Genomic DNA, 17,579 nt, shown 5'->3' with positions numbered 1-17,579 from the left:
TTGAGGTCAAGTGTCGTGGACGAGATCGGAATCGGCGAGGTGGTGCGCCGCTCGGGCGTGCCCGCCTCCACGGTGCGCTACTACGAGGAACGCGGCCTGATCGCCCCGGTCCGCAGACAGGGCCTGACCCGCGTGTTCACGCCGGACGTGCTGCACCAGCTCGCGTTGATCGCCCGCTGCCGCACCGCCGGGTTCTCGCTGGACGAGATCGCGCTGATGTTCGACCCGGACGGCAGGCCGAGCCCCGACCGGGCGATGCTCGCGGCGAAGGCGGACGAGCTGGACGCGACGATCAGCAGGCTCGTCGTCGTGCGCGACGACCTGCGGCACGCGGCGGCGTGCCCGGCACCGTCCCACCTGGAGTGCCCGACGTTCCGCCGCGTGCTCGGCGTCTAGACGAGCCGGCTCAGGCGCTCCAGGTGGACCTGCGGGCTGCCGAACAACTGGCGGCTCCCGTGCGCCCGCTTGAAGTAGAGGTGGGCGTCGTGCTCCCACGTGATCGCGATTCCGCCGTGCAGCTGGACCATCTCCGCCGCCACCGTGAAGAACGCCTCCGAGCAGTACACCTTCGCCACCGCCGCGGACACCTCGTCGGTCACCGCGCCGGCGGCGGAGCGGGCGGTCTCCACCAGCACGTGGAGGTCGGCCATGCGGTGCTTCAGCGCCTGGAACGACCCGATGGGCTTGCCGAACTGGACCCTGGTCTTCGTGTACTCGACGGTCAGTTCGAGCGCCCTGGCGGCGGCGCCCACCTGTTCCGCCGCGAGGGCGGCGATGGCGACGGAACGGACGTGCGGTGACCACGGGCCCAGGCGGGTCGTCGCGGCGGCGGTCAGGTCGACGGTGGCCAGGCGGCGGGTCGCGTCCATCGTGGGGGTGTGTTCGCGGGTCACGGACGCGAGGTCGACCTCGTGCAGGTCGGTGCCGTCGGTGACGAGGAGGACGTCGGCGAGGTCGCCGTCCACGACGTAGCGGGCCGTGCCCCCGATCTCCTCGTCGGCCCAGGGCCACACGAGTGCGGCCACCGCACCCCCGGCGATCCGCGGCAGCAGCCTCGCGCAGGCCTCGTCGTCGCCGGACGCCAGCAGGGCCTCCACCGCGATCGCCGAGCCCAGCAGCGGGGACGGGGTGAGGGTGCGGCCCAGTTCTTCCAAAGCCACCCTGGTGTCGTCGTGCGTGGCGCCGGAACCGCCGTACCGCTCCGGAATCGGCAGGACGCCGATCTCGCACAGGCGGGCCCACACGCCCTTGTCGTGGCCGTGCGGGGTCTCGATGGCGGCGCGGACGTCCGAGTGCCGGTCCAGCAGGCTGCGGACGGCGTCCCTGAGCGCGAGTCGTTCCGGGGTCACAACGCCTCCCACACGCGTGCGCGGTGCATCGACGGGCTTCCCCACGCGGTGCGCAGGGCTCTGGTCTGCAGCAGGAACCGGCCCAGGTCGTGCTCGGCGGTGTAGCCGATGGCGCCGTGGACCTGCAGCGCGGTGCGGGCGGCGGCCCAGGCGGCGTCGGAGGTGGCGACCTTCGCGGCCGAGACGTCCCGCGCCGTCATCGTCACGGCCGCGCCGAACACCAGCGGGCGGGCCATCTCCAGGCCGATCAGCACGGTCGCCAGGTGGTGCTTCACCGCCTGGAACCAGCCGATCGGCTTGCCGAACTGGGTGCGCGCCGCGGCGTGCGCGGTGGTCATCTCCAGCATCGCGCGGCCCAGGCCGAGCAGGTGCGCCGAGCAGGTGAGGACACCGAGGTCGAACGCGCGCCCGGCCGGTGCGCCGGTGGCGACCACCGGGCCCGCGGCGAGTTCGACCAGACGCCGGCCGGGGTCCACGGAGGACACGACCGAGACCGGGGAAGCCTCGCGCACCGTGTCTCCCTCGACCAGGAAGTAGCGCTCCGCCTCGACCGCGTGGGGCACTTCCGGCGGGAACGCGATGGACCCGGGGCCGAGACCGAGAGCCGGCAGCACGGCCAGCGACTCGACCAGCGGACCCCGCACGGCGTGGTGCCCCAGCTCCTCGAACACCACGGCGAGGTCGACCGGGTCGGTCACCTCGTCCACCCCGAGCGCGGCGAGGTCGCGCTTCCCGGCTCCCAGGTACTCGTGCAGCACCCCGGCGAAGTCCGTCTGCTCGGCGGACGGCGTGAACATCATCGCGGCAGCCCCAGGAGTCGTTCGGCGATCACGTTGCGCTGGATCTCGTTGGTGCCCGCGTAGATGGGGCCGGACAGCGAGAACAGCCACCCGTCGCGCCACCCCGGCGCGGCCTCGCCCAGCAGGTCCAGTGCGGTCTCGTGGATCGCCACGTCGAGCTCGGACCAGAACACCTTGGTCACGCTGGCGGCGGGGCCCGACAGCGGCGCGGCCAGTGCCCCGAACGTGTGCAGCCGGTAGGCCTGGGCGCCGATCCACGCGTCGACGACCCGGTCCCGCAGCGCCGGGTCCGGGTTCTCGCGGTACAGCTCCACCAGTCGCGCCGCGGCGGCGGTGAACCGGCCGGGGCTGCGCAGGGTGAGGCCGCGTTCGTTGCCGGCGGTGCTCATCGCGACCCGCCAGCCGTCACCGGCCTCGCCGATCACGTCCTCGTCCGGCACGAACACGTCGTCGAGGAAGATCTCGGCGAACCCCGGCTCGCCGTCGAGCTGGTCGATCGGCCGCACGGTCACGCCCGGCGCCCGCAGGCCGAACATCACGTACGTCAGGCCGCGGTGCCGTTCGCCGGGACCGGAGCGGAACAGCCCGAACGCCCGGTCCGCGAACGCCGCCCGCGAGCTCCACGTCTTCTGGCCCCGCAGCAGCCAGCCGCCCTCGCACCGGGTGGCGGTGCTGCGCAACGACGCGAGGTCCGACCCCGCTTCCGGCTCCGACCACGCCTGCGCCCACACCACGTCACCACGCGCCACCGGCGGCAGGACGCGGTCGCACTGCTCGGGAGTGCCGTGCGCGAACAACGTCGGCGCGAGCAGGAAGATGCCGTTCTGGGAGACGCGGGCGGGCGCCCCGGCGGCGTGGTACTCCTCCTCGAACACCAGCCACTGCAACAGCGACGCGTCCCGGCCGCCGAAGGCAGCGGGCCACGACACCACCGAGAGCCGTTCCGCGGCCAGCAGGCGTTCCCACCCGCGGTGCTCCTCGAAGCCGGCGGCGGTGTCCAGGGAGGCCAGCGGCCGCACGTGCGCGGCCAGCCAGGACCGCACCTCGGCCTGGAACGCCAGGGTCTCCGCGTCCAGCGAGAGGTCCATCAGCCGGAGGCCTTCTTCATCGCGCGGGCGTCCATCCCGGCCAGCGCGTCGGTGCTCACCTCGGCGTTGTGCGCGTGCGCGAAGTGGTGCAGCCCGAAGACGGAGTCCATCCCGGCCCGCATCCCCATGAGGTCCTCGGACTGGTTGACGGCCTTCTTCGCGAGCGCCAGCCCGAACCGCGGCATCGAGGAGATCCGGTTCGCCAGCTCGAACGTCGTCTGCTCCAGCGACGAGCGCGGCACGACCCGTGACACCATGCCCCACTCGTAGGCGCGCTGGGCCGAGAACCGGTCGCCGGTGAAGAGCACCTCCTTCGCCGCGCGCGGGCCGAGCACCCACGGGTGGGCGAAGTACTCGACGCCCGGAATCCCCATGCGCACCACGGGATCGGCGAAGAACGCGTCTTCGGCGGCGACGACCAGGTCGCACACCCAGGCGAGCATCAGGCCACCGGCGACGCACGCGCCCTGCACCATCGCGATCGTCGGTTTCGGGATCTCCCGCCACCGCCGGCACATGCCGAGGTAGACCTCCATCTCGCGGGCGAACCGCAGGTCGCCGCCCTCGCGGCCCACGTGGTCCCACCACATCACGGCCTTGCGCTCGAACGACGTGTCCACGTCGCGGCCGGGCGAGCCGATGTCGTGCCCGGCGGAGAAGTGGTCGCCCGCGCCGGCCAGCACGATCACCTTGACCTCGTCGTCGTCGACCGCGCGGGTGAACGCTTCGTCCAGCGCGTAGGTCATGGCCGAGTTCTGCGCGTTGCGGTACTCGGGCCGGTTCATGGTCACGACGGCGACCGCGTCCCGCCGCTCGTACGAGACAGTCACGCGTTCTCCTTGCGCAGTCGGGTTTTGAGGACCTTGCCCATGGCGTTGCGGGGGAGCGCGGGGTGGAACTCGACCGCGCGCGGCACCTTGTAGTTCGCGAGGCGCTCCCGGCAGAACGCGATCACCTCGCCGGCGGTCACCGAGGCACCGGGCGACGTCACGACGTGGGCGACGCCCACCTCGCCGAGCCGTGCGTCGGCCGTCCCGACGACGGCGGACTCGGTGATCCCCGGCATCCGCGCGAGCGCCTGCTCGACCTCGGCCGGGTAGACGTTGAACCCGCCGCAGATGTACATGTCCTTGAGCCGGTCGGTGATCGACAGGTACCCGTGCTCGTCGACCTCGCCGACGTCACCGGTGTGCAGCCAGCCGTCGGCGTCGACGGCTGCCGCGGTGGCCTCGGGGTCGTCGAGGTAGCCGAGCATGACGTTCGGGCCGCGCAGCAGCACCTCGTCGCGCTCGCCCAGGCGCAGCTCGAAGTCCGCCATCGGCACCCCGCACGTGCGCGCGATCGTCGACGGCGAGTCCGACGGCCGGCACATCGTGGCGACCACGGCCTCCGTCAGCCCGTAGGCGGTGAGGACGGTGGGGACGAGCTCCGCCTGCATGCGTTCGATCAACGCCACGGGCACCACGGCGGCACCGGTCACCGCGATCCGCAGGCTCGACAGGTCGGCCGACGCGCGGCCGGGGTGGTCGAGCAGCGCCTGGTAGATCGTGGGCGGGCCGGGCAGCACGGTGATCCGCTCCCGTTCGACCAGGCGCATGGTCTCGGCGACGTCGAACACCGGCTGCGGCACGATCGTCGCGCCGGACAGCAGGCACGCGAGGATGCCCGCCTTGTAGCCGAAGGTGTGGAAGAACGGGTTGACGACCAGGTAGCGGTCCGCCGGGGTCAGTTCGGCGCACGCGGCCCACGCCCGCGCCACCCCGAGCGACTGCCGGTGCGCGCTCATCGCGCCCTTGCTGCGCCCGGTCGTCCCGGACGTGAACATCACGTCGCAGAGCTGATCCGGTGTGACGACGGGGAGTTCCACGTCCGCGGGCACCCACTCGGCGGGCAACCGGACGGCGGGGGGCAGGTCCGGGGTCAGCGCCTCCAGCTCGGCCAGCCGGTCGCGCCCGAGGAACGAGCTCTCGACGATCAGCACGCGGGCGGCGCTGCGCCGGATGACGTCGAGCGACTCGGTGGCGGTGAACCGGGTGTTGATCGGCACCAGCACCCCGCCCGCGTCCAGGACGCCGAGCGCCGCGACCACCCAGCGCGCGGAGTTGGGCGCGCACAGGGCGACCCGATCACCTTGCCGCACACCCATCCCGGCGAGTGCGAGGGCCGCGTCGCGCACGGCCGCGCGGAGCTGCGGGTAGGTGAGCCGGACGTCCCCGTCCACCAACGCCTCCGCGTCGATGTACGAAGCAGCGGCACCGTCGAGCACGGCTGAAACCGTTTGCCTGCTTGGATCCACGGCCACAACGCCCCCCCAAAGCAAGTGCTTGGTAGGTTAGAGTATGGCGCATGGAGTCCTTCCGGCGCGAGGTGCGGGAATGGTTGTCCGCCAACCTCGTCGGTGAGTTCGCTGAGCTGCGCGGCCTGGGTGGGCCCGGCCGCGAGCACGAGGCGTTCGAGGGGCGGCTGCGCTGGCACCGGCACCTGGCGGCGCACGGGTGGACGTGCCTCGGCTGGCCCGGTGAGCGCAGCGTCGAGGAGCAGGTGGTCTTCCACGAGGAGTACGCCGAGGCGCGGGCCCCGGCGAAGGTCGACATCGTGGGGGAGGGCCTGCTCGGGCCGACGCTCCTCGCGTTCGGCACGCCCGCCCAGAAAGAGCGCTTCCTGCCGAAGATCCGCAGTCTCGACGAGCTGTGGTGCCAGGGCTACTCCGAACCGGGCGCGGGCTCGGACCTCGCGTCCGTCCAGACGAAGGCGCGGCTCGAGGACGGCCGGTGGGTGGTCGACGGCCAGAAGATCTGGACGTCCAACGCGCACTACTCCGACTGGATCTTCGTGCTGTGCCGCACGGAACCGGGGTCGCGGCGCCACCACGGCCTGTCGTACCTGCTCGTGCCGATGGACCAGCCGGGTGTCGAGGTCCGGCCGATCCGCCAGCTCACCGGCACGTCCGAGTTCAACGAGGTCTTCTTCGACGGCGCGGTCACCGCGGAGGAGAACGTGGTCGGGCAGCCGGGTGAGGGCTGGAAGATCGCCATGGCCACCCTCGGCTTCGAGCGCGGCACCGCGATGCTCGGCCACCAGGTGAGCTTCCGCCGCCAGCTCGACGCGATCAGGAAAGCCGCGCCCGGCGACGAACGGCTCACCAGGGCGTGGCTCGAGCTGCACGTCATGCGCTCGCACACGCTGCGCACCCTGAACGACGAACCCGGCCCGGAGGCGTCCGTGCTCAAGCTGTTCTGGGCGGGCTGGCACCGCCGGCTGGGAGAGCTCGCGATGGACTCGCTCGGCCCGGAGTCGATGCTCGACGACACCGAGTGGCAGCGGATGTTCCTGTTCAGCCGCGCGGAGACGATCTACGGCGGCTCGGACGAGGTGCAGCGCGAGATCATCGCCCACCGGATCCTGGGGCTGCCGCGATGACCGGTCACGACCTGCTCAGGGACAAGGTCGTCGTCGTCACGGCCGCGGCGGGCACCGGCATCGGCTCCGCGACCGCCCGGCGCTGCCTGGAGGAGGGCGCCACGGTCGTCATCAGCGACTGGCACGAGCGCCGGTTGGAGGAGACCCACGAGGCGCTCGGCACCGACCACGCGATCGCGTGCGACGTCACGAACGAGCAGCAGGTCCAGCGGCTCGTGGACGAGACGGTCGAACGGCACGGCCGGATCGACGTCATGGTCAACAACGCGGGTCTCGGCGGCGAGAAGCCGATCACCGAGATGACCGACGACGAGTGGGCGCGCGTGCTGGACGTGACGCTGAACGGCACGTTCCGCTGCACGCGAGCGGCGTTGCGCCACATGGTCGCCCGGCGAAGCGGTGTCGTCGTCAACAACTCGAGTGTGATCGGCTGGCGGGCCCAGCGGGGTCAAGCCCATTACGCCGCAGCGAAAGCGGGCGTCATGGCGCTCACGAGGTGCGCCGCCATGGACGTCGCCGAGCACGGCATCCGGGTGAACGCGGTCGCGCCGAGCTTGGCGGCGCACCCGTTCTTGGCCAAGGTCACCAGTGAGGAGTTGCTGACGGAACTGGCGTCCCGGGAGGCTTTCGGGCGCGCCGCCGAGCCCTGGGAGGTCGCGAATGTGATCGTGTTCCTCGCCAGCGACTACTCGTCCTACCTGACGGGCGAGGTCGTCTCGGTGAGCAGTCAGCACCCATGAGGAAGGTACGACCGGTGAGCAGCAGAAGGCAGGAACTGCTCGCGTTGGCGGCGCGGATGTTCGCCGAACGCGGGTACGGGCAGACGACGGTGCGCGACATCGCGGACGCGGCGGGCATCCTGTCCGGCAGCCTCTACCACCACTTCGACTCGAAGGAGTCGATGGTGGACGAGATCCTGCGGACGTTCCTGGACGAGCTGTTCACCCGCTACCGGGAGATCGTGGAGGCGGGCCTCGGGCCGAAGCAGGCGCTCAAGGCGCTGGTCGTCGCGTCGTTCGAGGCGATCGACACCCGGCACGCGGCCGTCGCGATCTACCAGAACGAGTCGAAGCACCTCACGCCGCTGCCGCGGTTCGCCTACATCGAGGACCGCAGCGTCGAGTTCCGCAAGCTGTGGACGGTGCTGCTGGAGGAGGGCATGAGCGCGGGCGTGTTCCGCGCCGGCCTCGACGTGGACGTGACCTACCGGTTCATCCGCGACACGGTGTGGGTGGCCGTGCGCTGGTACCGGCCGGAGGGCGGCCTGTCGGCGGAGGCCGTCGCCGACCAGTACCTCGCCATCCTGCTCGACGGCATCGCGACGGGGCGCCGGAGAACCAAGACCTGACAGGGAGGGCCTTCGTGGCCGAGGCGTACATCATCGAGGCTGTGCGAACTCCGGCGGGCAGGCGTGGCGGCGAGCTCAGCCACGTCCACCCGGCCGATCTCGGCGCGCACGTGATCACGGCGCTGCTCAACCGGGTCGACGTCGACCCGACCGACGTGGACGACGTGATCTTCGGGTGCGTGGACGCGATCGGCCCGCAGGCGGGCGACATCGCGCGCACCTCGTGGCTCGCCGCGGGGTTCCCCGAGCAGGTGCCGGGCGTGACCGTGGACCGGCAGTGCGGGTCGAGCCAGCAGGCCCTGCACTTCGCGGCGCAGGCGGTGATGAGCGGCACCGCGGACGTCGTCGTCGCCGGTGGCGTGCAGAACATGTCGCAGGTGCCGATCGGGTCCGCGATGACGGCCGGTCCGCAGGGCGGCAGCCCGTTCGAGGGCTGCGCGGGCTGGCGGCACCGCTACGGCGACGAGGAGGTCAGCCAGTTCCGCGCGGCCGACCTGATCGCCGTGCGCTGGGACCTGTCGCGGCGCGAGATGGAGGACTTCGCGCTGCAGAGCCACCTCCGGGCGATCACCGCGATCAAGGAGGGCCGCTTCGACCGCGAGATCGCGCCCGTCGACGGCGTCGCGGCCGACGAGTGCCCGCGCCCGGACACGTCGGCGGAGAAGATGGCGAAGCTGCCGCCGATGCGACCGGGCGGGCGCACGACGGCCGCGCTGTCCTCGCAGATCTCCGACGGCGCGTCGGCGGTGCTGGTGGTGTCGGAACGGGCGGTGCGCGAGCGGAACCTCGTGCCCAGGGCGCGGGTGCACCACATGTCGGCCCGCGGCTCGGACCCGATCTACATGCTCACCGCGCCGATCCGCGCGACGAAGCACGCCCTGCACCGCGCCGGGATGTCGCTCGCCGACATCGACCTGTTCGAGATCAACGAGGCGTTCGCGTCCGTCGCGCTGGCCTGGGCCAAGGAGCTCGGGATCGACCTCGGCCGGGTCAACGTGAACGGGGGAGCGCTCGCGCTCGGCCACCCGATCGGCGCGACCGGCACGAAGCTGTTCACGACGCTGCTGCACGAGCTGGAGCGGACCGGGGGCCGGTACGGGTTGCAGACGATGTGCGAGGGCGGGGGTCAGGCGAACGTGACGATCATCGAACGTCTCTGAGCCGGTCGAGGGCCTTCTCGGCGTCGGAGACGATCGCGGTGATCAGCTCCGCGCACGTCGGCAGGTCGTCGAGGATCCCGGCGACCTGACCGGACGCGAGCACGCCGGCGTCGGTCCTGCCCTCGACGAGCCCCGCCCTGAGCAGCATGGGCGTGTTCGCGGCCATGACCACCTGCGACCAGGTGAGGTCCTTGCCGTGCTTGAGCGCGAGGCCCTCGCGGAGGATCGCGGGCCAGGACAGGCCGGTGTGCCTGCGGAACCGGGCCGCGTTGGCGACCGCCCTGACCAGGCTGCTGACGCGGCCCGTCTTCTCGAGGTGCTCGACGAGGTCGGACCGCAGCACCCGGTGCGGCAGGCCGTCGACGCACGTGGTCACGACGGTGCCGTTGAGGTCCCGCTGCAGGTAGGCCTGCTTCACCGCGTCCGGGACGGTGCTCTCCCGCGTGAGCAGGAACCTCGTGCCCATCGCGATGCCCGCCGCGCCGTACGCGAGCGCGGCGGCGAGCCCCCGTCCGTCGAAGAAGCCGCCGGCCGCGACCACCGGGATGTCGACGGTGTCCAGGACGCTCGGGAGCAGCAGCGTCGTCGCGACGCCGCCGGTGTGGCCGCCGCCCTCGCCGCCCTGGACGATCACCGCGTGCGCGCCCCACTTCGCGACCTTCTCGGCGTGCCGGGCCGCTCCGATCGACGGGATGACGACGATGTCGGCGTCGGTCAGCTTCGCGATCATGTCCGGTTTCGGGGCCAGCGCGAAGGACGCGACTCCGACCTTCTCGCGGATGAGCAGGTCGATCCGCTCGGGAGCGTCGTGGGCGTCGGCGCGGAGGTTCACCCCGAACGGCGCCGTCGTCCGGGCGCGGGTCTCCCTGATCGCGGCTTCGAGCTCCGGGTAGGTCATGGTGGCCGAGGCGAGGATGCCGAGCCCACCGGCTTCGGCGGTCGCGGACACGAGCCGCGGTCCGGCGACCCAGCCCATGCCGGTCTGCACGACGGGGTGCCGCACGCCCACCAGGTCGGTCAGCGCGGTCCTCACGACGGCACCTCCCCGTCCCGCCTGCCCTCCGGGTCGAGCCTGGTCCGGATCAGCTCCAGCTCCTCACCGGTCGGCACCCGCGTCTCGGCGACGCCGACCGCCGTCAGCGGGAACGACGTCTGCCTCCGCACCTCGTCGACCGAGACGCCGGGGTGCACGGAGACGATGCGCATCGAGTGGTCGTCGGTGGCGAAGTCGAGCACGGCGAGGTTCGTGACGACGCGGTGGACGTCGTGGAACGGCCCGCCGGCCCTGTCGTACCCGACGCCGGAGACCACGTCGACCGCCTCGACGAACACGCGCGGGCTGTGGCGCGGCACCCAGTAGCTGGTGCGGTGGTTGACGGTGTTGCCGGGCGCGCCGCGGAACCCGAGCAGCTGCCGGGTCGGCCGGGCGTGGTCGCCGATCGCGGAGATGTTCTGGTTGCCGAACCGGTCGACCTGGTTCGCGCCCATCACGACGTGCCGCCGGCCGTGCGCGACGACGTCGAACACCTTCCGGTACGGCAGCCATCCCTCCACTGTGGACTCGGGTGTGAGCAGGAACGCCTCGCCGTCGCTCAGCAGCAGGTCCGGCTCGGTGGTGAGGCGCGCGAGCCGCGCGCCGAGCGACGGGACCAGGCCCATCGGGCTGGCGAGCGTCTCCCCGGCACCGGCGAACAGGTCGGCGCAGGCGGCGACGCAGACCTCGGCCCTCGTGATGTCGCTCATCCCAGCAGCCTCTCGTAGAAGCCGGGCCACTCGTCCAGGTCGGCGGCCGCGGTCGCGTACTCGCGCTGGAAGGCCTCGTCGCGGCCGTAGTCGGGCACGCAGCTCGTGAACCCCGCGCCACCCGGTGCCTCCACCACCCCGTCGACCATCATGCGGTTGAGCAGCAACGTCTGCGGTGGCCCGTCGAAGGTCTCCACGACCTGCTCGCACGAGACGTACCGGCGTTCGGCCGCCAGGCAGAACAGGTCGTCGAAGTACGGGTCGGGCCCGAGGTACTGGGCGTTGCCGTGCTTGTCGGCGCGGTTGAGGTGCACCAGTGCGACGTCGAGCTGCAACGCCGGCATGGCGACCAGCTCCTCGCCGTCGTCGTAGGGGGAGCGGACCGTCTTGAGCTCAGGCGCGTACGTGAGCACGTCCGACCCGAGGCCCGCCCTGATCGGCAGGAACGGCAACCGGTGCGCCGCCGCCCGCAGCCCGGTCTGGAGCATGCCCTCGTCCAGTTCCAGCACCTCGATCGCACCGGTCTCGCGGGCCCGCCTGAACCACGGGTCGTACGGGATCGAGTCGAGCGAGACGAAGCCGTAGACCAGCTTGCGGACCTTGCCCGCCGCGCACAGCAACCCGGCGTCCGGGCCGCCGTAGGTGACCACGGTCAGGTCGGTGACCCGGCTGCGCAGGAGCGCCTTGACCAGGGCCATCGGTTTGCGGCGCGAGCCCCAGCCGCCGATGCCGACCGTCATCCCGCCCTCGATGTGACCGACGGCCTCGTCAGCCGTCATTCGCTTGTCGCGCATGGTCTCCGTCCAGGAAGGCCTGCCGGGCGTGGTCCGACACACCGGTGAGGTTGAGCTCGAAGGTGAAGCCCTGCTCGAAGCGGTAGCTCTGGTGCACGCGCTGCGGGTCGATGCCGTTGATCGCCTCCTTGGCCGCCCGGATCACCCTGGGGTCCTTCTTCGCGATCTCCCGGGCGATCTCGCGCGCCGCCTCGTCGAGCTCCTGCCGCGGCACCACCTCGACGACGCTGCCGTGGTGGTGCAGGGTCTGGGCGCTGACGGTGCGGGCCGTGTAGTAGAGCGTCCGCATGAGGTGCTGCGGCACCAGCCGGGCCAGGTGCGTCGCGGCCCCGAGCGCCCCGCGGTCGACCTCGGGCAGCCCGAACGTGGCGTCGTCGGAGGCGACGACGACGTCCGCGTTGCCGACCAGCCCGACCCCGCCGCCGAGGCAGAACCCGTTCACCGCCACGACGACCGGCACCTCGCAGTCGTAGACGGCGGCGAAGGCCCTCGCGCAGCCCCGGTTCGCGGCGATGAGCGCCTCGTACCCGGTCGAGCGCTGGATCTCCTTGAGGTCGACGCCCGCGCAGAACCCGCGGTTCTCGGCCCGCAGGACGACGACCCGCACCTGCGGCACCCGCCCGGCACCCGTGATCGCCTCGGCCAGCTCGAACCAGCCCTGCGCCGGCAGGGCGTTGACCGGGGGATAGTCGATGGTGACTTCGATGATGCCGTTTTCGGTGTGGCTGCTGGAGATTCCCATCGCGCCGCCTTCCGAACCAAGCGATTGCTTGGTAACTTAGCAGTGCCGGAGCGACCGGGGTAGGTGCTGGTGGAACTGGACCTCGACGGAGCAGTGGTCCTCGTGACGGGCGGGGTGCGGGGTGTCGGTCTCGGCATCACCCGCGCGTTCCTCTCGGCCGGGGCGCAGGTGCTGACCTGTGCCCGGCGGCCCGCGGAGGTGCCCGGCGCGTCGTTCGCGCGGTGCGACGTCCGGGACGCGGAGCAGGTCTCGGCGCTGGTGTCCGGGGTCGTGGACCGCTTCGGGCGGCTGGACGTCCTGGTCAACAACGCCGGCGGAGCCCCGTTCGCACTGGCGGACAGGGCGTCGCCGCGGTTCCACTCGAAGATCGTGGAGCTGAACCTGCTGGCACCGCTGCTGGTGGCGCAGGCGGCGAACGCCGTGATGCAGACGCAGCCGGCGGGCGGCGCGATCGTGAACGTCAGCAGCATCTCCGGCCGCCGCCCGTCTCCCGGCACCGCCGCTTACGGCGCCGCCAAGGCAGGTCTGGACAGCCTCACGGCGTCGCTGGCCGTCGAATGGGCGCCACGGGTGCGGGTGAACGCACTGGCCGTGGGCATGGTGCGGACCGAGCAGTCGCACCTGCACTACGGCTCGGAGGCGGGTATCGAGGCCGTGGCGCGCACCGTGCCGTTGGGGCGCCTCGCCTCGCCGGACGAGGTCGGCGCGTGCGCGGTGTTCCTGGCTTCACCGCTGGCGTCCTACGTGACCGGCGCGACGCTGGTCGTGCACGGCGGGGGAGAGACACCCGCGTTCCTGACCGCTGCCGAGGAGGGATCCCGATGAGCCGGGTCGTGATCGTGACGGGAGCCGGGCGGGGTCTCGGCCGCGCCCACGCGCTGGCGTTCGCCGAAACCGGTGCGCGCGTGGTGGTGAACGACCTGTCCGAGGCCGTGGCGGGCGAGGTGGCGGAGCTCATCGGGCCGCGCGCGATCGTGAACACCGACGACGTGGGCACCTGGGCCGGCGCATCGCGGGTGGTCGAGGCCGCCGTCGAGGCTTTCGGCGGGCTGGACGTGCTCGTGAACAACGCGGGCATCGTGCGCGACCGCATGGTCGTGGGGTGCAGCGAAGACGAGTGGGACGAGGTCGTCCGTGTGCACCTGAAGGGCCACTTCGCTCCTCTGCACCACGCCGCGGCGTACTGGCGTGGGGTGGCAAAGGCAGGTGGCGCGGTGACCGGCCGTGTCATCAACACGTCGTCCGGCGCCGGGCTGTTCGGGAGCGTGGGGCAGGCGAACTACTCGGCCGCCAAGGCGGGCATCGCGTCCTTGACGCTGGTGGCGGCCGCGGAACTGGCCCGGTACGGGGTGACGGTGAACGCGATCGCGCCCTCCGCCCGCACCCGGATGACCGAGACGACGTTCGCGTCGATGATGGCCGCGCCCGAGGAGGGTTTCGACGCGATGGCTCCGGAGAACGTCTCGCCGCTGGTGGTGTGGCTGGGGAGCGAGGAGGCCGGGGACGTCACCGGGCGGATGTTCGAGGTCGACGGGGGCCGCGTGTGCGTGGTGCACGGGTGGCGGCGCGGGCCGGAGGTCGACAAGGGGGCGCGGTGGTCGCCCGAGGATCTGGGCGACGTCGTGCGCGCGCTGGTGGCGGACGACCACCCGGTGCCGGTCTACGGGGCCGAGTAGCGTCGATCATGTGACCCGTCTCGACACCCACGCCACCGTCTCGGCCGCGTTGGCACGGCTCGGCGACCGGGAGCTGGGCGACCTGCTGGACCGGGCCGTGCCGGCCGGAGCGGGGATCGGCGGACCGACCGCGTTGCTGGACGTCTCGGGCACGCGGGTGTTCGTGAAGCGGGTGCCGCTGACCGACCTGGAGCTGCGGCCGGAGAACGTCGGGTCGACCGCGAACCTCTACGACCTGCCGGCGCACCTGCACTACGGCGTCGGGCTGGTCGGGGCGGTGGGCTTCGGCGGGTGGCGTGAGCTGGCCGTGCACACCATGACCACGAACTGGGTGCTGGAAGGCGAGCACATCGGTTTCCCGCTGCTGCACCACTGGCGCGTCCTTCCGCATCCGGCCCAGGCGCTGCCCTCCGAGCTGGACCACGCAGTCGGCTACTGGGGGCCGGAGATCGGTCCCCGGATCGAGGACCTCCGCGCGTCGGGAGCGAGCATCGCGCTGTTCCTCGAGCACTTCCCGCACAACCTGCACGACTGGTTGACCCTCCAGGACGACCTCGAACCGGCCTGTGAGATGGTCGAACGGGAGCTGGAGGCGGGGGTGGGGTTCATGAACTCCCGCGGCCTGCTGCACTTCGACGGCCACTTCCAGAACGTCCTGACCGACGGTGAGCACCTCTACTTCGCCGACTACGGCCTCGCGATCTCCTCCCGGTTCGACCTGTCCGAGGACGAGATCGCGTTCTTCGCCGAGAACCGGGACTACGACCGCCACTACACCGCGACGCACCTGGTCGCGTGGTTCGCCCACGCCCTGCGCTCGCAAGGGGTTCCGCCGCGGATCGCCGCGGTCCTCGACCGCCACAACGACGTCGCCGCCGTGATGAAGGACTTCTACCGGCGCTTCCAGCACGAAAGCCGGCGAACCCCGTACCCCGCCGAGGACCTCAGATCCGTTCGATGATCGTGCCGGTGCCCAGCGCCCCGCCCGCGCACATCGTGATCAGCGCCGTCGTCGCGTCCCGGCGCTCCAGTTCGTGCAGCGCGGTCGTGATGAGCCGCGTGCCGGTGCTGCCCACCGGGTGGCCGAGCGCGATCGCGCCCCCGTTGACGTTGACCCGGTCCCAGTTCGGCCGGTGCACCGCCGCCCACGACAGGACGACCGACGCGAACGCCTCGTTGACCTCGAACAGGTCGATGTCCGCCATCTTCATGCCGCTGCGTTCGAGCAGCCGCGCCGTGGCGTCCACCGGGCCGTCGAGGTGGTAGTACGGGTCCGAGCCGACCAGGCACTGCGTGACGATGCGGGCCCTGGGGCGCAACCCGTGGGCGCGGGCGAAGTCCTCGTCCACCACCATCACCGCCGAGGCGCCGTCGGAGATCTGCGACGACGTGCCCGCGGTGTGCACGCCGTCCGGCACGACGGGCTTCAGCGCGGCCAGCGCCTCCAGTGAGGTCTCGCGCAGGCCCTGGTCGGTGTCCACCAGGTCCTCGCCCACCTTCACGGGCACGACCTCGGCGGTGAAGCGGCCCGCCGCCCAGGCCGCGCGGGCGCGGTTCTGGGACTGCACGCCGAAGCGGTCCACCTCCTCGCGGCCGATGCCGCGGCGGGCCGCCACCCGTTCCGCCGCCACGAACTGGTTGGGCAGGTCGATCGTCCACGAGTCGGGGCGCGGCAGGCCGGTCTCGCCGATGTTGCTGCGCAGCGGGACCCGGCTCATGGCCTCGACGCCGCAGGCGATGCCGCACGAGATGGCGCCGGTGGCGATCAGGCCCGCGACCAGGTGCGTGGACTGCTGGGCCGAGCCGCACTGCGCGTCCACCGTCGTGCAGCCCGTGGTCTGCGGCAGCCCGGCGTGCAGCCAGGAGGTGCGCGTGATGTTGTTGGACTGCTCGCCCGCCTGCGTGACCGTGCCGCCGATGGCCTGCTCGACGGCGGCCGGGTCAACGCCCGTGCGGTCGAGCAGACCTCGTTGCGCCGCACCGAGGAGCTCGGCGGCGTGCAGGCCGGACAACCAGCCGTTGCGCCTGCCGATGGGCGTGCGCACCGCTCCCACGATCACCGGACTGCCCACGCGAGCCTCCTAGGCCGGAAACTAGAACACGTTCCTGTGCATCACCAGATTGGCCGCATGGGGGCTTCAACACAAGCCGCAAGCGTGTTTGAATCGGATAGAACGCGTTCTACCTAGGAGGTCACTGTGGGCACGCCGCGCATCCCGGAAGGCTTCGACTTCACCGACCCCGACATGTACGCGAGCCGGCTGCCGCACGAGGAGTTCGCGGAGCTGCGCAAGACCGCGCCGATCTGGTGGAACTCCCAGCCGCTGGGCAAGGGCGGCTTCCCGGACGAGGGCTACTGGGTGGTGACCAGGCACCACGACGTCAAGGAGATCTCACGCAACAGCGAGCTGTTCTCGAGCCGCGAGAACACGGCGATCATCCGCTTCAAGGACGACATGCCGCGCGACAACATCGAGATGCAACGCCTGCTGCTGCTCAACATGGACCCCCCGACCCACACGAAGCAACGCGGCATCGTCTCCCGCGGCTTCACCCCGAGGGCGGTCAACGCCCTGCGCGAGGCCCTGACGGTGCGCGCCGAGAAGATCGTGTCCGAGGCCCTGGCCAAGGGCACCGGCGACTTCGTCTCCGACGTGGCCTGCGAACTCCCGCTGCAGGCGATCGCCGAGCTCATCGGCATCCCCCAGGACGACCGCCGCAAGATCTTCGACTGGTCCAACCAGATGATCGCCTACGACGACCCCGAGTTCGAGATCGAACCGCTGGCCGCGGCCACCGAGCTCCTCGGCTACTCGTGGACGATGGCGGAAGACCGCCGCAAGTGCCCACGGCACGACATCGTGACGAAGCTGGTCCAAGCCGACGTCGACGGCGCAGGCCTGGCGTCGGAGGAGTTCGGCTTCTTCGTGCTCCTGCTGGCCGTCGCCGGAAACGAGACCACGCGCAACGCCATCACCCACGGCATGAAGGCCTTCTTCGACCACCCGGAGCAGTGGGAGCTCTTCAAGTCCGACCGCCCCGCCACCACGGCCGACGAGATCGTCCGCTGGGCCACCCCGGTGGTCTCGTTCCAGCGCACGGCCATGGCCGACACCGTGCTGAGCGGCGTGGAGATCAAGCAGGGCCAGCGGGTGGGCATGTTCTACTCGTCGGCGAACTTCGACGAGGAGGTCTTCACCTCCCCGGAGATCTTCGACATCACCCGCGACCCGAACCCGCACCTGGGCTTCGGCGGCAGCGGCGCCCACTTCTGCATCGGCGCGAACCTGGCGAGGCTGGAGATCGACCTGATCTTCAACGCGATCGCGGACGCCATGCCGAACATCAAACAGGTGGCCGAACCGCGCCGCCTGCGCTCGGGCTGGCTGAACGGCATCAAGGAGTTCCAGGTCCAGTACGCCTGAAAGACCCAGCCGCGCCACGCCCGGATGCAGGGCG

19 protein-coding genes are annotated in these 17,579 nt (G+C 71.6%); 9 read left to right on the top strand and 10 right to left on the bottom strand.

All coding sequences use genetic code 11. From position 1 onward, the window contains the following. The first annotated feature begins 15 nt into the window (after positions 1 to 15). Entirely contained in the window at positions 16 to 396 is a 381-nt protein-coding gene (locus ACFWGZ_RS12550; RefSeq protein WP_382451592.1) for a helix-turn-helix domain-containing protein, read from the top strand. Here ACFWGZ_RS12550 and ACFWGZ_RS12545 read toward each other — a convergent pair. The 5 genes from ACFWGZ_RS12545 to ACFWGZ_RS12525 are packed head-to-tail and all read right to left on the bottom strand — an operon-like array spanning position 393 to position 5,533. Continuing rightward, positions 393 to 1,349 (bottom strand): acyl-CoA dehydrogenase family protein, encoded by a 957-nt coding sequence (locus tag ACFWGZ_RS12545; protein WP_382451591.1) that lies wholly within the window; start codon positions 1,347 to 1,349, stop codon positions 393 to 395. The genes ACFWGZ_RS12550 and ACFWGZ_RS12545 overlap by 4 nt on opposite strands. Next, positions 1,346 to 2,149, bottom strand: a complete 804-nt coding sequence (locus ACFWGZ_RS12540; protein WP_382451590.1) for an acyl-CoA dehydrogenase family protein — start codon at positions 2,147 to 2,149, stop codon at positions 1,346 to 1,348. Before ACFWGZ_RS12540 ends, ACFWGZ_RS12545 begins: the two co-directional genes overlap by 4 nt. After that, positions 2,146 to 3,237 carry an acyl-CoA dehydrogenase family protein gene (locus ACFWGZ_RS12535; protein WP_382451589.1) on the bottom strand — a complete coding sequence of 364 codons (1,092 nt, stop codon included), beginning with the start codon at positions 3,235 to 3,237 and terminating at the stop codon, positions 2,146 to 2,148. The genes ACFWGZ_RS12540 and ACFWGZ_RS12535 overlap by 4 nt, the downstream gene beginning before the upstream one ends. After that, on the bottom strand, positions 3,237 to 4,067 hold the full coding sequence (locus ACFWGZ_RS12530) for an enoyl-CoA hydratase (protein WP_382451588.1): 831 nt from the start codon (positions 4,065 to 4,067) through the stop codon (positions 3,237 to 3,239). Before ACFWGZ_RS12530 ends, ACFWGZ_RS12535 begins: the two co-directional genes overlap by 1 nt. Further along, positions 4,064 to 5,533, bottom strand: coding sequence for a FadD3 family acyl-CoA ligase (locus ACFWGZ_RS12525; protein WP_382451587.1), 1,470 nt, complete (start codon positions 5,531 to 5,533; stop codon positions 4,064 to 4,066). Before ACFWGZ_RS12525 ends, ACFWGZ_RS12530 begins: the two co-directional genes overlap by 4 nt. Before the next feature lie 50 nt (positions 5,534 to 5,583). Between ACFWGZ_RS12525 and ACFWGZ_RS12520 the strand changes: the two genes are divergently transcribed. From ACFWGZ_RS12520 to ACFWGZ_RS12505, 4 genes are read left to right on the top strand one after another with little or no spacing between them, the layout of a single operon-like run. Then, positions 5,584 to 6,657, top strand: a complete 1,074-nt coding sequence (locus tag ACFWGZ_RS12520) for an acyl-CoA dehydrogenase family protein (protein ID WP_382451586.1) — start codon at positions 5,584 to 5,586, stop codon at positions 6,655 to 6,657. Then, positions 6,654 to 7,397, top strand: coding sequence for an SDR family oxidoreductase (locus tag ACFWGZ_RS12515; protein WP_382451585.1), 744 nt, complete (start codon positions 6,654 to 6,656; stop codon positions 7,395 to 7,397). The genes ACFWGZ_RS12520 and ACFWGZ_RS12515 overlap by 4 nt, the downstream gene beginning before the upstream one ends. Next, positions 7,394 to 8,005, top strand: coding sequence for a TetR/AcrR family transcriptional regulator (locus ACFWGZ_RS12510; protein ID WP_382451584.1), 612 nt, complete (start codon positions 7,394 to 7,396; stop codon positions 8,003 to 8,005). Before ACFWGZ_RS12515 ends, ACFWGZ_RS12510 begins: the two co-directional genes overlap by 4 nt. A gap of 14 nt (positions 8,006 to 8,019) precedes the next feature. After that, positions 8,020 to 9,165, top strand: coding sequence for an acetyl-CoA C-acetyltransferase (locus ACFWGZ_RS12505; RefSeq protein WP_382451583.1), 1,146 nt, complete (start codon positions 8,020 to 8,022; stop codon positions 9,163 to 9,165). Here ACFWGZ_RS12505 and ACFWGZ_RS12500 read toward each other — a convergent pair. Genes ACFWGZ_RS12500 through ACFWGZ_RS12485 form a run of 4 tightly spaced genes read right to left on the bottom strand, consistent with a single transcriptional unit; the run spans position 9,149 to position 12,444 of the window. Next, positions 9,149 to 10,198, bottom strand: coding sequence for an NAD(P)H-dependent flavin oxidoreductase (locus tag ACFWGZ_RS12500; RefSeq protein ID WP_382451582.1), 1,050 nt, complete (start codon positions 10,196 to 10,198; stop codon positions 9,149 to 9,151). The two genes, ACFWGZ_RS12505 and ACFWGZ_RS12500, sit on opposite strands and share 17 nt — an antisense overlap. Continuing rightward, positions 10,195 to 10,908, bottom strand: a complete 714-nt coding sequence (locus tag ACFWGZ_RS12495; RefSeq protein WP_382451581.1) for a CoA-transferase subunit beta — start codon at positions 10,906 to 10,908, stop codon at positions 10,195 to 10,197. The genes ACFWGZ_RS12500 and ACFWGZ_RS12495 overlap by 4 nt, the downstream gene beginning before the upstream one ends. Beyond that, positions 10,905 to 11,702 carry a CoA transferase subunit A gene (locus tag ACFWGZ_RS12490; RefSeq protein WP_382451580.1) on the bottom strand — a complete coding sequence of 266 codons (798 nt, stop codon included), beginning with the start codon at positions 11,700 to 11,702 and terminating at the stop codon, positions 10,905 to 10,907. The genes ACFWGZ_RS12495 and ACFWGZ_RS12490 overlap by 4 nt, the downstream gene beginning before the upstream one ends. Continuing rightward, positions 11,677 to 12,444, bottom strand: coding sequence for an enoyl-CoA hydratase family protein (locus tag ACFWGZ_RS12485; protein ID WP_382451579.1), 768 nt, complete (start codon positions 12,442 to 12,444; stop codon positions 11,677 to 11,679). The genes ACFWGZ_RS12490 and ACFWGZ_RS12485 overlap by 26 nt, the downstream gene beginning before the upstream one ends. A gap of 63 nt (positions 12,445 to 12,507) precedes the next feature. Here ACFWGZ_RS12485 and ACFWGZ_RS12480 point away from each other — a divergent pair, with 63 nt between their 5' ends. Genes ACFWGZ_RS12480 through ACFWGZ_RS12470 form a run of 3 tightly spaced genes read left to right on the top strand, consistent with a single transcriptional unit; the run spans position 12,508 to position 15,081 of the window. Further along, positions 12,508 to 13,269, top strand: a complete 762-nt coding sequence (locus ACFWGZ_RS12480; protein ID WP_382451578.1) for an SDR family oxidoreductase — start codon at positions 12,508 to 12,510, stop codon at positions 13,267 to 13,269. Then, positions 13,266 to 14,120 (top strand): SDR family oxidoreductase, encoded by an 855-nt coding sequence (locus ACFWGZ_RS12475; protein ID WP_382451577.1) that lies wholly within the window; start codon positions 13,266 to 13,268, stop codon positions 14,118 to 14,120. Before ACFWGZ_RS12480 ends, ACFWGZ_RS12475 begins: the two co-directional genes overlap by 4 nt. A gap of 10 nt (positions 14,121 to 14,130) precedes the next feature. Continuing rightward, the gene (locus ACFWGZ_RS12470; RefSeq protein WP_382451576.1) at positions 14,131 to 15,081 is read left to right on the top strand and encodes a hypothetical protein; all 951 of its coding nucleotides are present in this window, start codon (positions 14,131 to 14,133) and stop codon (positions 15,079 to 15,081) included. Here the strand turns inward: ACFWGZ_RS12470 and ACFWGZ_RS12465 are convergent. Beyond that, positions 15,065 to 16,192: a steroid 3-ketoacyl-CoA thiolase gene (locus ACFWGZ_RS12465; protein WP_382451575.1), complete on the bottom strand. Its 1,128-nt coding sequence runs from the start codon at positions 16,190 to 16,192 to the stop codon at positions 15,065 to 15,067. The two genes, ACFWGZ_RS12470 and ACFWGZ_RS12465, sit on opposite strands and share 17 nt — an antisense overlap. 126 nt (positions 16,193 to 16,318) lie before the next feature. On the opposite strand from ACFWGZ_RS12465, the gene ACFWGZ_RS12460 reads away from it, so the two are divergent. Further along, complete coding sequence (locus ACFWGZ_RS12460; protein ID WP_382451574.1) at positions 16,319 to 17,545, top strand: cytochrome P450; 1,227 nt, start codon at positions 16,319 to 16,321, stop codon at positions 17,543 to 17,545. Positions 17,546 to 17,579 lie beyond the last annotated feature (34 nt).

Origin of the sequence: Lentzea sp. NPDC060358, assembly GCF_042725365.1 — a bacterium.
Taxonomy (GTDB): Bacteria; Actinomycetota; Actinomycetes; order Mycobacteriales; family Pseudonocardiaceae; genus Lentzea.
Note: the sequence above shows the minus strand (reverse complement) of the source record. Positions and strands in the feature narration are given on the sequence as shown.

What these genes read in the sequence shown, in the direction of transcription:
- ACFWGZ_RS12540 (WP_382451590.1), bottom strand. Translation starts at nt 2,149, where the DNA reads ATGATGTTCACGCCGTCCGCCGAGCAGACGGACTTCGCCGGGGTGCTG.
- ACFWGZ_RS12535 (WP_382451589.1), bottom strand. Translation starts at nt 3,237, where the DNA reads ATGGACCTCTCGCTGGACGCGGAGACCCTGGCGTTCCAGGCCGAGGTG.
- ACFWGZ_RS12520 (WP_382451586.1), top strand. Translation starts at nt 5,584, where the DNA reads ATGGAGTCCTTCCGGCGCGAGGTGCGGGAATGGTTGTCCGCCAACCTC.
- ACFWGZ_RS12515 (WP_382451585.1), top strand. Translation starts at nt 6,654, where the DNA reads ATGACCGGTCACGACCTGCTCAGGGACAAGGTCGTCGTCGTCACGGCC.
- ACFWGZ_RS12510 (WP_382451584.1), top strand. Translation starts at nt 7,394, where the DNA reads ATGAGGAAGGTACGACCGGTGAGCAGCAGAAGGCAGGAACTGCTCGCG.
- ACFWGZ_RS12495 (WP_382451581.1), bottom strand. Translation starts at nt 10,908, where the DNA reads ATGAGCGACATCACGAGGGCCGAGGTCTGCGTCGCCGCCTGCGCCGAC.
- ACFWGZ_RS12490 (WP_382451580.1), bottom strand. Translation starts at nt 11,702, where the DNA reads ATGCGCGACAAGCGAATGACGGCTGACGAGGCCGTCGGTCACATCGAG.
- ACFWGZ_RS12485 (WP_382451579.1), bottom strand. Translation starts at nt 12,444, where the DNA reads ATGGGAATCTCCAGCAGCCACACCGAAAACGGCATCATCGAAGTCACC.
- ACFWGZ_RS12475 (WP_382451577.1), top strand. Translation starts at nt 13,266, where the DNA reads ATGAGCCGGGTCGTGATCGTGACGGGAGCCGGGCGGGGTCTCGGCCGC.